Source organism: Streptomyces sp. M41(2017), from assembly GCF_002078175.1.
GTDB lineage: Bacteria > Actinomycetota > Actinomycetes > Streptomycetales > Streptomycetaceae > Streptomyces.
The window spans coordinates 3,402,982-3,416,246 of sequence record NZ_MWFK01000001.1 but is presented as its reverse complement, the minus strand read 5'-3'; the positions used below and the strand labels follow the sequence as shown (position 1 = coordinate 3,416,246).

General features: G+C 69.1%; 9 protein-coding genes and 1 riboswitch. Of the genes, 6 read left to right on the top strand and 3 right to left on the bottom strand.

Features of this window, described 5'->3' with window-relative positions:
* Window positions 1-8 precede the first annotated feature (8 nt).
* The 3 genes from B0675_RS15120 to B0675_RS15110 all read right to left on the bottom strand — a co-directional run bounded on the left by B0675_RS15120 (window position 9) and on the right by B0675_RS15110 (window position 3,302).
* Entirely contained in the window at window positions 9-884 is an 876-nt protein-coding gene (locus B0675_RS15120) for a carbohydrate ABC transporter permease (RefSeq protein WP_081219345.1), read from the bottom strand.
* Window positions 881-1,870 carry a sugar ABC transporter permease gene (locus tag B0675_RS15115; protein WP_081219344.1) on the bottom strand — a complete coding sequence of 330 codons (990 nt, stop codon included), beginning with the start codon at window positions 1,868-1,870 and terminating at the stop codon, window positions 881-883. The genes B0675_RS15120 and B0675_RS15115 overlap by 4 nt, the downstream gene beginning before the upstream one ends.
* Before the next feature lie 145 nt (window positions 1,871-2,015).
* Entirely contained in the window at window positions 2,016-3,302 is a 1,287-nt protein-coding gene (locus B0675_RS15110; RefSeq protein ID WP_081219343.1) for an extracellular solute-binding protein, read from the bottom strand.
* 495 nt (window positions 3,303-3,797) lie between these two features.
* Here B0675_RS15110 and B0675_RS15105 point away from each other — a divergent pair, with 495 nt between their 5' ends.
* The 6 genes from B0675_RS15105 to B0675_RS15080 all read left to right on the top strand — a co-directional run bounded on the left by B0675_RS15105 (window position 3,798) and on the right by B0675_RS15080 (window position 13,152).
* Window positions 3,798-4,562 carry a GntR family transcriptional regulator gene (locus B0675_RS15105; RefSeq protein ID WP_081219342.1) on the top strand — a complete coding sequence of 255 codons (765 nt, stop codon included), beginning with the start codon at window positions 3,798-3,800 and terminating at the stop codon, window positions 4,560-4,562.
* A gap of 203 nt (window positions 4,563-4,765) precedes the next feature.
* Window positions 4,766-5,026: a DUF3311 domain-containing protein gene (locus B0675_RS15100; RefSeq protein WP_081219341.1), complete on the top strand. Its 261-nt coding sequence runs from the start codon at window positions 4,766-4,768 to the stop codon at window positions 5,024-5,026.
* Complete coding sequence (locus B0675_RS15095) at window positions 5,023-6,633, top strand: sodium:solute symporter family protein (protein ID WP_081219340.1); 1,611 nt, start codon at window positions 5,023-5,025, stop codon at window positions 6,631-6,633. Before B0675_RS15100 ends, B0675_RS15095 begins: the two co-directional genes overlap by 4 nt.
* 257 nt (window positions 6,634-6,890) lie before the next feature.
* Window positions 6,891-7,077: riboswitch (cobalamin riboswitch) on the top strand.
* A 134-nt stretch (window positions 7,078-7,211) separates the two neighbouring features.
* The gene (locus B0675_RS15090) at window positions 7,212-9,593 is read left to right on the top strand and encodes a ribonucleoside-diphosphate reductase subunit alpha (protein WP_081219339.1); all 2,382 of its coding nucleotides are present in this window, start codon (window positions 7,212-7,214) and stop codon (window positions 9,591-9,593) included.
* Window positions 9,593-10,612 carry a ribonucleotide-diphosphate reductase subunit beta gene (locus tag B0675_RS15085; protein WP_081219338.1) on the top strand — a complete coding sequence of 340 codons (1,020 nt, stop codon included), beginning with the start codon at window positions 9,593-9,595 and terminating at the stop codon, window positions 10,610-10,612. The genes B0675_RS15090 and B0675_RS15085 overlap by 1 nt, the downstream gene beginning before the upstream one ends.
* 449 nt (window positions 10,613-11,061) lie before the next feature.
* A complete protein-coding gene (locus B0675_RS15080; RefSeq protein ID WP_081219337.1) occupies window positions 11,062-13,152 on the top strand; it encodes a putative Ig domain-containing protein in 2,091 nt (696 codons plus the stop codon).
* Window positions 13,153-13,265: the final 113 nt, after the last annotated feature.

Here is a 13,265-nt window from a genome sequence, read left to right as displayed (position 1 = left end):
GGGTGGCGTTATCCCTTCACGGCGCCCGCGGTCAGACCCGCGGCCATCTTGCGCTGGACGAGGAGGAACAGGACGACGATCGGCACGGCCATCATGGTGGATCCGGCCATCATCGGGGCGTACTCGGTGCCGTGCTTGGTGGTGAAATTACCGAGCCAGACGGTGGCGGTCTGGTTCTTCTGGCTCATCAGCATCAGGGCGTAGAGGTATTCGTTCCAGGCCTGGATGAACGCGTAGACGGACGTGGCCACCATGCCCGGGGCCAGCAGCGGGAAGACCACGCGCATGAAGGCGCCGGTGCGGCTGCACCCGTCGACCATCGCGGCCTCCTCCAGCTCCTTCGGGATGTTGACGATGAAGCCGCGCAGCGTCCACACCGTGAAGGGGAGGATGAAGGTCAGGTAGGTGATGATCAGACCGGAGAGCTTGTCGTACTGGTCGAGATCGTTCAGCAGCAGGAAGACCGGGATGATCATGGCGACCAGCGGGACCATCTGGACCGCGAGGATGCCGACGATCACGACCTTGCGGCCGCGGAAGGCGAAGCGGGAGATGGCCAGCGCGGCCAGCATGCCCACGATGATGCCGACCACGACCACCGAGACCGACACGACGAGGCTGCGGCCGACCGGGCCCCAGAAGTCGGCGATGTCCAGCGCGCGGCGGAAGTTGTCGAGCGTGAGGCCGGTCGGGAACAGGCTGGGGTCGGGGTCGATGGCGTCCTTGGCCGGCTTGAAGGCCGTGTTGAACATCCAGTAGACCGGGAAGCCCGCGGTGAGGAAGACGAGCAGGCCGAGCAGGTTCCAGCCGAGCTTTGACTTGCGGGGTCCCGAGGACTTCCGCCCCGCGGCGGACGCACGCCCGGGCGTCGCGACGGCGCTCATTCGACCTCTCCGATCTTCAGCATCTGACGCATGTACACGGCGACCACGCCCAGCAGGAGCAGCACGGTCAGCAGGGCGATCGCCGATCCCTGCGCGTAGTCGTTGACGACGAAGGCGCGGTCGTACGAGTACGTGGTGAGGAGTTGGAACTCCGCCTCGGGGTGGCCGCCGCGCATCACGAAGACCTGCGGGAAGACGCCCATGTCCCAGATGACGGAGAGCGTCGTGAGCATCACGATGATCGGCTTGAGGATCGGCAGCGTGACGTAGCGGAAGACGCCCCAGGAGCCGGCTCCGTCGAGCCGCGCGGCCTCTTCGAGCTCCGCGGGCACCTGGGTGAGTCCGGCGCTGAGCGTGATGACGACGAACGGCACCGCGCCCCAGACGACCAGCAGCATGATCACGGCCAGGCCCTGCGGACCGCTGGCGAACCAGTTGTGGCCGATCATGTCGACGCCGGGGAGCTTGCTGAGCAGCGCGTTGAAGATGCCGTAGTCGGAGTCGAAGAGCCACTTGAAGACCGTGGTGGCGACGATGATGGGCATGCCCCAGCTGGCCACCAGCACGATGTTGATGAGCGTCTTCACCCAGCCGGAGACCCGCTGGAGGAGCAGCGCGATCAGCATGCCGGCGACCATCGTGAAGATGACGGAGCCGCCCGCGAAGATGATCGTCCGGACGACGACCGCCCAGAACTCGCTGTCGCCGAGCACGTTGCTGAAGTTGTCGAAGCCGACGGACTCGGCCGGCTGGAAGCCCCAGAGCTGGGACTGCCCGAACTTCTGGAACGAGAGTGTGACCAGGCGGACCAGCGGGTAGCCGAGGACCAGCGCGAGGATCAGCAGGCAGGGGGCGAGCAGAGCCCAGGGGGTCGCCGGTCCGCCCGAGGTGCGCCGCTTGCGCGGTGCCAGCGGGACGGCCGGTGGCGGTGGCGCCTGCCGCGGTGGCGGCACCTTGGCGGGGGTGGTCGTGTCTGCGGCACTCATCGCGCGCTCCTCAGCGGTCCCTCAGGTCGTACGAAGGCGAAGGCCCGTACGGCCGGGCCCGTGGGGCGTGCCCCCGGGCCGGGCCGTACGGCAGGCAGGGCCCCGCCCCTCCATGACGGAGGACCGACGGGGCCCTGCTCTCAGGTCACTTGGTGTTGATGACCTTGTCGATCTTGGCGTCCGCTTCCTTCGCGGCGTCCTCGACCGACTTCTTGCCGGTACCGATGCTCTGCAGCATGGTCTGCAGGACCTGGGCCTTCTCGACCTGGCCCCAGCCCGGCGCCATCGGGACGAACCAGTTGGACTCGGCCGCCGTCGCCGGGACGACCGTCTTCGGGTCGTTCTTCAGGGTGGCGAGGTCGGTCTTGTTGTTCGGCAGGTTGCCCTTGGCCATCAGGCCCTTCTGGCCCTTGGCGCCGGTGAACGCGTTGATCCACTCGGAGGCCACGGCCTGCGCCTTCGACTTCACCGGGACGGCGAGGTCGGAGCCGCCCAGGAAGACCGGGAGGTTCTTGCCGGACGGGCCGGGCATCACGAAGTTCTCGAGGTTGCCCTTGAGCTTGCCGGTCTTGTCGCTCTTCGGGTCCTCGGCGGTCGCGCCCTCCCAGGCGGCACCGAAGATCATGCCCGACTTGCCCTGGCCGTAGACGATGTAACGGTCGGACTCGTCCTTGGTCTTGTCGCCGTGCATGTACTTGTCGACGACGTTCTTGAACTCGGTGAGGCCCTTGACCGACTCGGGCGAGGAGAGGTTGGCCTTCCACTGGCCGCCCTCCTCCTTCGCGATGGAGCCGCCGGCGTCGTAGACGAAGGACATGGCCGCGTACCAGTCGCGGGTGGGCTGGTACCAGGCGCTGAACTTGCTGCCCTCCTTCTTCTGGATCTTGTCCAGGGCGGAGGTCAGTTCCGCGTACGTCTTCGGCGGGGTCTTCACGCCGACCGAAGCCGCGACGTCCTTGCGCCAGTTGCCGACGCGGCCACCCGCGTAGTACGGCACGCCGTAGGTCTTGCCGTCGTACGTGACGGAGGCCTTGAGGCCGTCCAGCCAGGCGTCCGAGTTCTCGAACTTCGACGTGTCCAGGGGAGCGAAGGCGCCCTTGACCATGTAGCCGAGCATCTCGGTGTTGCCCATCTCGACCACGTCGGGCGCCTTGTCGGTGGCGAGGACGGCGTCGAGCTTGGTGTTCTTGTCCGGCCAGCCGTAGTACTCGTGGTTGATCTTGATGCCCGGGTGCTTCGCCTTGACCGCCGCGTCGGCCGCCTTGACGAGCTCGGGCCAGTTGTTCTGCGCGTCGACCGTGAGCCAGACCGTCAGGGCCTTGGTGTCCCCGGCCTTGTCCGACCCCCCGGACTTGTCGTCACTGTCCCCGCACGCCGCGATGGAGAACATCATGCCCGCGATACCGATCGCGGCTATCAGCTTGCGCTTCACGCCACCCTCCTCAGGGATGCCACAAACCCCCCTGCTCCCCGCGGTGACATACGACGTGTGACCGCCCGTGGGGCCGGGACTGGACCAATGGTGTAGACCAGTACGGGGAGCTTGGCCTAGACCTAGAGGGGTGTCAAGGGTGTGTAAGCCCGTCCAGTCGGCCGTTATGGGACCTACATATGCAAGGACCTTTAAGTAGGTAAGCGGCATAAATGGCGAGGGCGTTCGGGAACCACCGGGAGGCAGCGGCCGAACCGCCGGCACACCCCGGGTGACCCGCCCGTACGTCCCCGGGGACCGCGTCACGGGCCCCGTCCGCGCCTCCGCGCGCACGATCACGCCCGCACGATGGACTAGACCAACAGGAACGCCGACGGTATATAGAGGGGATCACGGAGCGTGCGGGGGACACTCGCACGAGAAGCCGTGCCACGATGTGAGCCGTGACCGACGGAACGTCGGTCGCTTCGGCATCCGGAGCCGGGAAGGCGGAGCATGAGCACCGACGTCAGCAGTGCGGAGAACGAGGGTGGGGCGCCCATCCGTACCGCGCGCGTGCCCAAGTACTACCGGCTCAAGAAACACCTGCTCGACATGACGGAGACCCTTCCGCCCGGGACACCCGTGCCGCCCGAGCGCACGCTCGCCGCCGAGTTCGACACCTCGCGCACCACCGTGCGGCAGGCGCTCCAGGAGCTGGTCGTCGAGGGCCGCCTCGAACGGATCCAGGGCAAGGGCACCTTCGTCGCCAAGCCCAAGGTGTCGCAGGCGCTCCAACTCACCTCGTACACCGAGGACATGCGCGCCCAGGGTCTCGAACCCACCTCTCAGCTCCTGGACATCGGCTACATCACCGCGGACGACGCGCTCGCCGGCCTGCTCGACATCTCGGCCGGCGGCCGGGTGCTGCGCATCGAGCGGCTGCGCCTCGCGAGCGGCGAACCGATGGCGATCGAGACGACCCACCTGTCCGCCAAGCGCTTCCCCGCCCTGCGCCGTTCGCTCGTCAAGTACACCTCTCTCTACACCGCCCTCGCCGAGGTCTACGACGTCCATCTCGCCGAGGCGGAGGAGACCATCGAGACCTCGCTGGCCACACCGCGCGAGGCCGGACTGCTCGGCACCGACGTGGGCCTGCCCATGCTGATGCTCTCCCGCCACTCGCTCGACAAGCTGGGCGAGCCGGTCGAATGGGTGCGTTCGGTGTACCGCGGCGACCGGTACAAGTTCGTCGCGCGCCTGAAGCGGCCTACGGACTGAGCGAGTTCGGGCGGCGCTCCGCCGCCCGCACGGGCCACCGGGGCTGGACCGCGCCCGGCGGTCCCGCCGTCCCCCGAGGGTGCCGTCCGGCACGCACACCAAGCCTCCACACCGGCGCTCCGAGCAGGGGTTCCCTAAAGCTGAACCGTCGCCTAGATTGCCTGCGCGTTACACAGGTGATCGCGAGGGGACGGAGCCGCCGTATGTCAGACCTGCCCGAAGTGAAACCACCGGTGGTGACACCGGTCCGCGTGGTGATCGCGCTCTGCCTGCTCGCGCCCTTCGTGGCGATGCTGTGGGTCGGTTCCTACGCCAAGACCGACCCGACCTTCATCGGCATCCCGTTCTTCTACTGGTACCAGATGCTGTGGGTGCTCCTCTCGACGGTGCTGACGGTGACCGCGCACCAGCTCTGGCGGCGTGACCAGCGGGCCCGCGCGGCCAAGGGAGGTACCGGAGCATGAACGACGGTGTGAACGGCGTCGCTCTCGGCGTCTTCATCTTCTTCTTCCTGGCCGTCACGGTCATGGGCTTCCTGGCCGCGCGCTGGCGCAAGGCCGACAACGAACACAGCCTCGACGAATGGGGCCTGGGCGGGCGGTCGTTCGGCACCTGGGTCACCTGGTTCCTGCTCGGCGGCGACCTCTACACGGCGTACACCTTCGTCGCCGTCCCCGCGGCGATCTACGCGGCGGGAGCGGCCGGCTTCTTCGCCGTGCCCTACACGATCCTCGTGTACCCGCTGATCTTCACGTTCCTGCCCCGCCTGTGGTCGGTCTCCCACAAGCACGGCTACGTGACGACCTCGGACTTCGTGCGCGGCCGGTTCGGCTCCAAGAGCCTGTCGCTGGCCGTGGCCGTCACCGGCATCCTCGCGACCATGCCGTACATCGCGCTCCAACTGGTCGGCATCCAGGCCGTCCTCGACGTGATGGGCGTGGGCGGCGGCGAGAACACCAACTGGTTCGTCAAGGACCTGCCGCTCCTCATCGCCTTCGGCGTGCTGGCCGCGTACACCTACTCCTCGGGTCTGCGGGCCCCCGCGCTGATCGCGTTCGTGAAGGACACCCTGATCTACATCGTGATCGCGGTGGCCATCATCTACATCCCGATCAAGCTCGGCGGCTTCGACGAGATCTTCAAGGCGGCCGGTGACAAGTACACGGCGGCCGGCGCCGGTGGGGTCGTCCCGCCCGCGGCGGGACAGTGGACCTACGCCACGCTCGCGCTGGGCTCGGCGCTGGCGCTGTTCATGTACCCGCACTCCATCACCGCGACGCTGTCCAGCCGCAGCCGCGAGGTGATCCGCCGCAACACGACCATCCTGCCCCTCTACTCGCTGATGCTGGGGCTGCTCGCCCTGCTCGGCTTCATGGCCATCGCGGCCGGTGTGAAGGTGCAGAACGGCCAGCTCGCCATCCCGCAGCTCTTCGAGACCATGTTCCCGGACTGGTTCGCGGGCGTGGCCTTCGCCGCCATCGGCATCGGGGCCCTCGTCCCGGCGGCCATCATGTCGATCGCGGCCGCGAACCTCTTCACCCGCAACATCTACAAGGACTTCATCAAGCCGGACGCGACGCCGAAGGAGGAGACCCGGGTCTCCAAGATCGTCTCGCTGCTGGTGAAGGTGGGCGCGCTGGTCTTCGTCCTGACGATGGACAAGACCGTCGCGATCAACTTCCAGCTGCTGGGCGGCATCTGGATCCTGCAGACCTTCCCCGCGCTGGTCGGCGGCCTGTTCACCCGCTGGTTCCACCGCTGGGCACTGCTGGGCGGCTGGGCGGTCGGCATGGTCTACGGGACGCTCGCCGCCTACGGGGTGGCCTCGCCGACCCAGAAGCACTTCGGCGGCAGCTCCAAGGAGATCCCCGGCATCGGGGAGATCGGCTACATCGGCCTCACGGCGTTCGTCATGAACGTGGTCGTCTCCGTCGTCCTCACCTTCGTCCTGCGGGCGCTCAAGGCGCCGGACGGCATCGACGAGACCGCGCCCGAGGACTACACGGCCGACGCGGGCGACCCCGGGGTCGCGACCGAACTGCCGCCGGCCACGGCGGGCGCGAGCCACTGACCCGACACGCCCGCCCTGGAAACAGGGCGAGCGCGACGCGCAGGAAACGGGCCGCCGGAGAGGGCATCCGGCGGCCCGTCGCCGTGTCCGTCCGGCGGCCCCGCACGCACGCCCGCACCAGCGAGCCGGGCGGCGTCACGGGGCCGTGCGGACCGCCGGGGCGACGGCGTGGGCGGCCCGGCCGAAGCCCGGCGACCTCCGGCCGCTCACCTACGAGTTGACCTTCCGGCACGCTCCGTAGCGCTCTCCGGCACCGACACGACACAACATGTGGGGGTGCTCCCTGAGCCCGGCACAAGATGTATGCTCATGCTCGCTGTCGTCGCAGGGGAATCCGGTGCGAATCCGGAACTGTCCCGCAACGGTGTACTTGTGCGTGTTCGTGTATTGGACGTGCCCGCACACGTCTCAGTCCGAGGACCTGCCGACAGCGCACCCCGGCCACCCGGCCCGGGTGCCGACGACGTCCGGGCCTCGCGGAATGGGCCGGTGGACGCGGTGCGCTGGCTGCCCAGAAGCGCTTCCGTGTGCCCCCGTGCTCCCCGACAGGCCCCGTGCCGAGCGAGGGAGAGCCCCACGTGACCATCGCGCCAGCAGATCCGGCTTCAGTGACCGAGCACCAGGCCCCGGTGGAGACCGACGGCCCCGGAGCCGCGCTGCTGCGGACCCTGACCGACCTCACCGCCGACCTCGCCGACGCCGACCCCGGCCGGGTCGCCGCCGCGGCGCTGCGGGGCCGGTCCGCCCGCGCCGACGAGGCCGAACTGCGCGAACTGGCCACGGAGGCGGCCGCCGGACTCATCTCCGAGGATCCCGTCTACTCCCGGCTCGCCGCGCGGCTGCTCACCATCAGCATCGCCGCAGAGGCCAGGTCCCAGGGCGTCACGACCTTCTCCGAGTCGGTCGCCGTCGGCCACCGCGAGGGACTGGTCGCCGACCGCACCGCCGACTTCGTCCGGCTGCACACCGCCCGGCTCGACGCGATGATCGACACGGCCGGCGACGACCGCTTCGGCTACTTCGGTCTCCGTACGCTGCACAGCCGTTACCTGCTCCGCCACCCCATCACCCGCAAGGTCGTCGAGACGCCCCAGCACTTCATGCTGCGGGTCGCCTCCGGCCTCGCCGAGGACGACACGGCGCGCGCCGTCGACGAAGTCTCCGCGCTCTACGGGCTCATGAGCCGGCTCGACTACCTCCCGTCCTCCCCCACGCTCTTCAACTCCGGTACGCGGCATCCCCAGATGTCGTCCTGCTACCTCCTCGACTCCCCGCAGGACGAGCTGGACTCGATCTACGACCGGTACCACCAGGTCGCCCGGTTGTCGAAGCACGCCGGCGGCATCGGTCTGTCGTACTCCCGCATCCGGTCGCGCGGTTCGCTGATCCGCGGCACCAACGGGCACTCCAACGGCATCGTCCCGTTCCTCAAGACCCTCGACGCCTCGGTCGCCGCGGTGAACCAGGGCGGCCGGCGCAAGGGCGCCGCCGCGGTGTACCTGGAGACCTGGCACTCCGACATCGAGGAGTTCCTGGAGCTGCGCGACAACACCGGTGAGGACGCACGGCGTACGCACAACCTGAACCTCGCCCACTGGATCCCGGACGAGTTCATGCGCCGGGTGAACGAGGACGGCGTCTGGTCGCTCTTCTCCCCCTCGGACGTGCCCGAGCTGGTCGACCTGTGGGGCGACGCGTTCGACGCCGCGTACCGCAAGGCCGAGGAGGCGGGTCTCGCCAAGAAGACCATCCCGGCCCGCGACCTCTACGGCCGCATGATGCGCACCCTCGCGCAGACCGGCAACGGCTGGATGACCTTCAAGGACGCGGCCAACCGCACCGCCAACCAGACGGCGGAGCCCGGCCACACCGTCCACTCCTCGAACCTGTGCACCGAGATCCTGGAGGTCACGGACGACGGGGAGACCGCGGTCTGCAACCTGGGCTCGGTCAACCTCGGCGCGTTCGTCGTCGGTGACGACATCGACTGGGAGCGGCTCGACGAGACCGTGCGCACCGCGGTCACCTTCCTCGACCGGGTCGTGGACATCAACTTCTACCCGACCGAGCAGGCGGGGCGTTCCAACTCCCGCTGGCGTCCGGTCGGTCTGGGCGCGATGGGCCTCCAGGACGTCTTCTTCAAGATGCGGCTGCCCTTCGACTCACCGCAGGCGCGCGCCCTGTCCACCCGGATCGCCGAGCGCATCATGCTCGCCGCCTACGAGGCCTCCGCGGACCTCGCCGAGCGCAACGGCCCGCTCCCCGCCTGGGAGAAGACCCGTACCGCCCGTGGCGTGCTGCACCCCGACCACTTCGACGTCGAGCTGAACTGGCCGGAGCGCTGGGCGGCGCTGCGGCAGCGGATCGCCGAGGTCGGCATGCGCAACTCGCTGCTCCTCGCCATCGCGCCGACCGCCACCATCGCGTCCATCGCGGGCGTCTACGAGTGCATCGAGCCGCAGGTGTCGAACCTGTTCAAGCGCGAGACGCTCTCCGGCGAGTTCCTCCAGGTCAACTCCTACCTGGTGGCCGAGCTGAAGAAGCTCGGCGTGTGGGACGCGCAGACCCGTGAGGCGCTGCGCGAGTCCAGCGGCTCGGTGCAGGGCTTCACCTGGGTGCCGCAGGACGTCCGCGACCTGTACCGCACGGCGTGGGAGATCCCGCAGCGCGGCCTGATCGACATGGCCGCCGCGCGGACCCCGTTCCTGGACCAGGCGCAGTCCCTGAACCTGTTCCTGGAGACGCCGACCATCGGCAAGCTCTCCTCGATGTACTCCTACGCCTGGAAGTCGGGTCTGAAGACCACGTACTACCTGCGGTCCCGTCCCGCGACGCGCATCGCCCGCGCCGCCCAGGCCCAGGCGCAGCCCGAGAAGACCATCCCCGTCCAGCAGGTCACCGACCCCGACGCCGTCGCCTGCTCCCTGGAAAACCCCGAGTCCTGCGAGGCCTGCCAGTAATGACCGACACCGACCACGAGAAGAACCTGCTCGACCCGGGCTTCGAACTGACGCTCCGTCCGATGCGCTACCCGGACTTCTACGAGCGCTACCGGGACGCGATCAAGAACACCTGGACCGTCGAGGAGGTCGACCTCCACTCGGACGTCGCCGACCTCGCGAAGCTGACGCCGGGTGAGCAGCACATGATCGGCCGGCTGGTCGCGTTCTTCGCGACGGGCGACTCGATCGTGTCGAACAACCTCGTGCTGACCCTGTACAAGCACATCAACTCCCCCGAGGCGCGGCTCTACCTGAGCCGTCAGCTCTTCGAGGAGGCCGTGCACGTCCAGTTCTATCTGACGCTGCTCGACACGTACCTGCCCGACCCCGCGGACCGCGCGGCGGCCTTCGACGCGGTCGAGAACATCCCCTCCATCCGCGAGAAGGCGCAGTTCTGCTTCAAGTGGATGGACTCGGTCGAGAAGCTGGACCGGCTGGAGACCAAGGCCGACCGGCGCCGCTTCCTGCTGAACCTGATCTGCTTCGCCGCGTGCATCGAGGGCCTCTTCTTCTACGGCGCCTTCGCGTACGTCTACTGGTTCCGCAGCCGCGGTCTGCTGCACGGCCTGGCGACCGGCACCAACTGGGTGTTCCGCGACGAGACCATGCACATGAGCTTCGCCTTCGAGGTCGTGGACACCGTCCGCAAGGAGGAGCCGGAGCTCTTCGACGACAAGCTCCAGGAGCAGGTGACGGACATGCTGCGGGAGGCCGTCGAGGCCGAGCTGCAGTTCGGCCGCGACCTGTGCGGTGAGGGCCTGCCGGGGATGAACACCGACTCGATGCGGCAGTACCTGGAGTGTGTCGCCGACCAGCGTCTGCAGCGGCTGGGCTTCGCGCCGGTGTACGGCTCGGAGAACCCGTTCTCCTTCATGGAGCTCCAGGGTGTCCAGGAGCTGACGAACTTCTTCGAGCGCCGCCCGTCGGCGTACCAGGTCGCGGTGGAGGGTTCGGTCGACCTCGACGAGGACTTCTGACCGTTCGTCACCGATCCGGTCGCCCGACCGGACGTGAGCGTTGAGAGCCGGGCCGCGCACGCGTGACCGGTGAGAGCCGGGCCGCCTGTGCGGCCCGGCTTTCGTCACGTGCTGCCCCCGGGCCGCCAATCCCCGTTCCAATCCCCGTCCATGGAGCGGCAAAGTTCTGCGGGCACGGCTGTTCGCAGGTCGTCGGGCCCGGCTACGTTCTGGCCGTCCCGCCGTATCGCCCGACAGCGGCACGACGGGACAACTGAATTGGCATGCCCATGACGTATCGCACGGCAGGGCGCGGGTCGCCTCGGAGCACCTCTCCGTGAACCGCGCTACGCGCGTCATGAGCCGGTCCTTCAGAGCGCCGAGAACCCCCACTTCCGGCTGTGGCACCGCGCAGGGCCCCACCAGGGCCCACGCGGCACCGGCCTCGAACCGATGGAGGCGACACCCCCATGCGTTCCCAGCGCCCGATACCCTCCGGCAGACCCGCCCGGAGCCTGCGAAGACTCCTCACCTCGGCCCTTCCGGCCCTCGCTCTCGGCCTCGCCGGGTTCGCGGCGGCCCCGCCGGCGGACGCCCAGCCCGCGCCGGCCCCCACGATCTCGCACGCCACCCAGAACTCCAGGGCTCTCACCGACCCCGCCCGGCAGGCCGTCCACGCCACCGGGAAGGCCGGCCAGAAGGTCGCGACGAAGCACCTGTGCGCCGAGGCCGCCCGGCCCGGCACGATGTCGTGCTTCGCGCAGCGCCGGACCGACATCGCGCAGAAGCTCGCCGCCGCCGTCTCCCCGGACGCGGCCGCCGCGGTGTCCGGCCTGAGCCCGGCCAACCTGCACAGCGCCTACAACCTGCCCTCGACCGGCGGCTCCGGCCTGACCGTCGCCGTCGTCGACGCGTACAACGACCCCAACGCCGCCGCCGACCTCGCCACGTACCGCAGCCAGTTCGGCCTGTCGGCCTGCACGAAGGCCAACGGCTGCTTCAAGCAGGTGAGCCAGACCGGTTCGACCACCTCGCTGCCGACGAACGACAGCGGCTGGGCGGGTGAGGAGGCGCTCGACATCGACATGGTCAGCGCCGTCTGCCCGAACTGCAACATCGTCCTCGTCGAGGCCAACTCGGCGAACGACACCGACCTCGGCGCGGCGGAGAACGAGGCGGTCGCGCTCGGCGCGAAGTTCGTCTCCAACAGCTGGGGCGGCGACGAGTCCTCCTCGCAGACGAGCGAGGACACCTCGTACTTCAAGCACCCGGGCGTCGCGATCACCGTCTCCTCGGGCGACGAGGCCTACGGCGCCGAGTACCCGGCCACGTCCCAGTACGTGACCGCGGTCGGCGGAACCGCGCTGACCACCTCGTCGAGCTCCCGCGGTTGGAGCGAGTCGGTCTGGAAGACCAACAGCACCGAGGGCACCGGCTCCGGCTGCTCCGCGTACGACGCCAAGCCGAGCTGGCAGACCGACACCGGCTGCTCGAAGCGCATGGAGTCCGACGTCTCCGCGGTCGCCGACCCCGCGACCGGCGTGGCCGTCTACGACACCTACGGCGGCTCCGGATGGGCTGTCTACGGCGGCACCAGCGCCTCGGCCCCGATCATCGCCGGTGTCTACGCGCTGGCCGGCACCCCCGGCTCCGCCGACTACCCGGCGAAGTACCCCTACTCCCACACGTCGAGCCTCTACGACGTGACCAGCGGCAACAACGGCTCCTGCTCGCCCTCCTACTTCTGCACCGCGGGCACCGGCTACGACGGGCCGACCGGCTGGGGCACCCCGAACGGCACGGCCGCCTTCACCTCGGGCGGCAGCACCGGCAACACGGTGACCGTCACCGACCCGGGCAACCGGTCGACGGCGACGGGCAGTTCGGTGAGCCTGCAGATCGCGGCCACCGACAGCGCCGGCGCGGCCCTCACGTACAGCGCGACCGGGCTGCCGACCGGGCTGTCGATCAGCTCCTCGACCGGTCTGGTCTCCGGCACGGCGAGCACCGCGGGCACCTACGCGGTCACCGTCACCGCGAAGGACGGCACCGGCGCCTCGGGGTCGGCCTCCTTCACCTGGACCGTGAGCACCTCGGGCGGCGGCACCTGCTCCGCGGCGCAGTTGCTCGGCAACCCGGGATTCGAGTCGGGCAGCACGTCGTGGACCGCGTCGAGCGGTGTCATCACGACCGACACCGGTGAGGCCGCGCACGGCGGTTCCTACAAGGCCTGGCTGGACGGCTACGGCTCGACCCACACCGACACGCTGTCCCAGTCGGTGACCGTCCCGAGCGGCTGCAAGGCCACGCTGACGTTCTACCTGCACATCGACACGGCCGAGACCAGCACCAGTACGGCCTACGACAAGCTCACCGTCACCGCCGGCTCCACCACGCTGGCGACCTACTCCAACCTCAACAAGGCCACGGGCTACGCCCAGAAGACCTTCGACCTGTCCTCCTTCGCCGGCTCCACCGTCACGCTGAAGTTCAGCGGCGCCGAGGACTCCTCCCAGCAGACGAGCTTCGTCGTGGACGACACCGCCCTGACGACCGGCTGACCGGACGCGCACAGGGCCCCGACCGCCGTGGCGGCCGGGGCCCTGTCGCACGTCACGCAGGCCGGATGGATCCTGATCCGCCGGTGGCACGTCCAACCCGCAAGGAGGCCACC

Coding starts and splice junctions, on each gene's coding strand:
- B0675_RS15120 (WP_081219345.1), bottom strand. CDS start 884: ATGAGCGCCGTCGCGACGCCCGGGCGTGCGTCCGCCGCGGGGCGGAAG.
- B0675_RS15100 (WP_081219341.1), top strand. CDS start 4,766: ATGTCAGACCTGCCCGAAGTGAAACCACCGGTGGTGACACCGGTCCGC.
- B0675_RS15095 (WP_081219340.1), top strand. CDS start 5,023: ATGAACGACGGTGTGAACGGCGTCGCTCTCGGCGTCTTCATCTTCTTC.
- B0675_RS15105 (WP_081219342.1), top strand. CDS start 3,798: ATGAGCACCGACGTCAGCAGTGCGGAGAACGAGGGTGGGGCGCCCATC.
- B0675_RS15080 (WP_081219337.1), top strand. CDS start 11,062: ATGCGTTCCCAGCGCCCGATACCCTCCGGCAGACCCGCCCGGAGCCTG.
- B0675_RS15085 (WP_081219338.1), top strand. CDS start 9,593: ATGACCGACACCGACCACGAGAAGAACCTGCTCGACCCGGGCTTCGAA.
- B0675_RS15115 (WP_081219344.1), bottom strand. CDS start 1,870: ATGAGTGCCGCAGACACGACCACCCCCGCCAAGGTGCCGCCACCGCGG.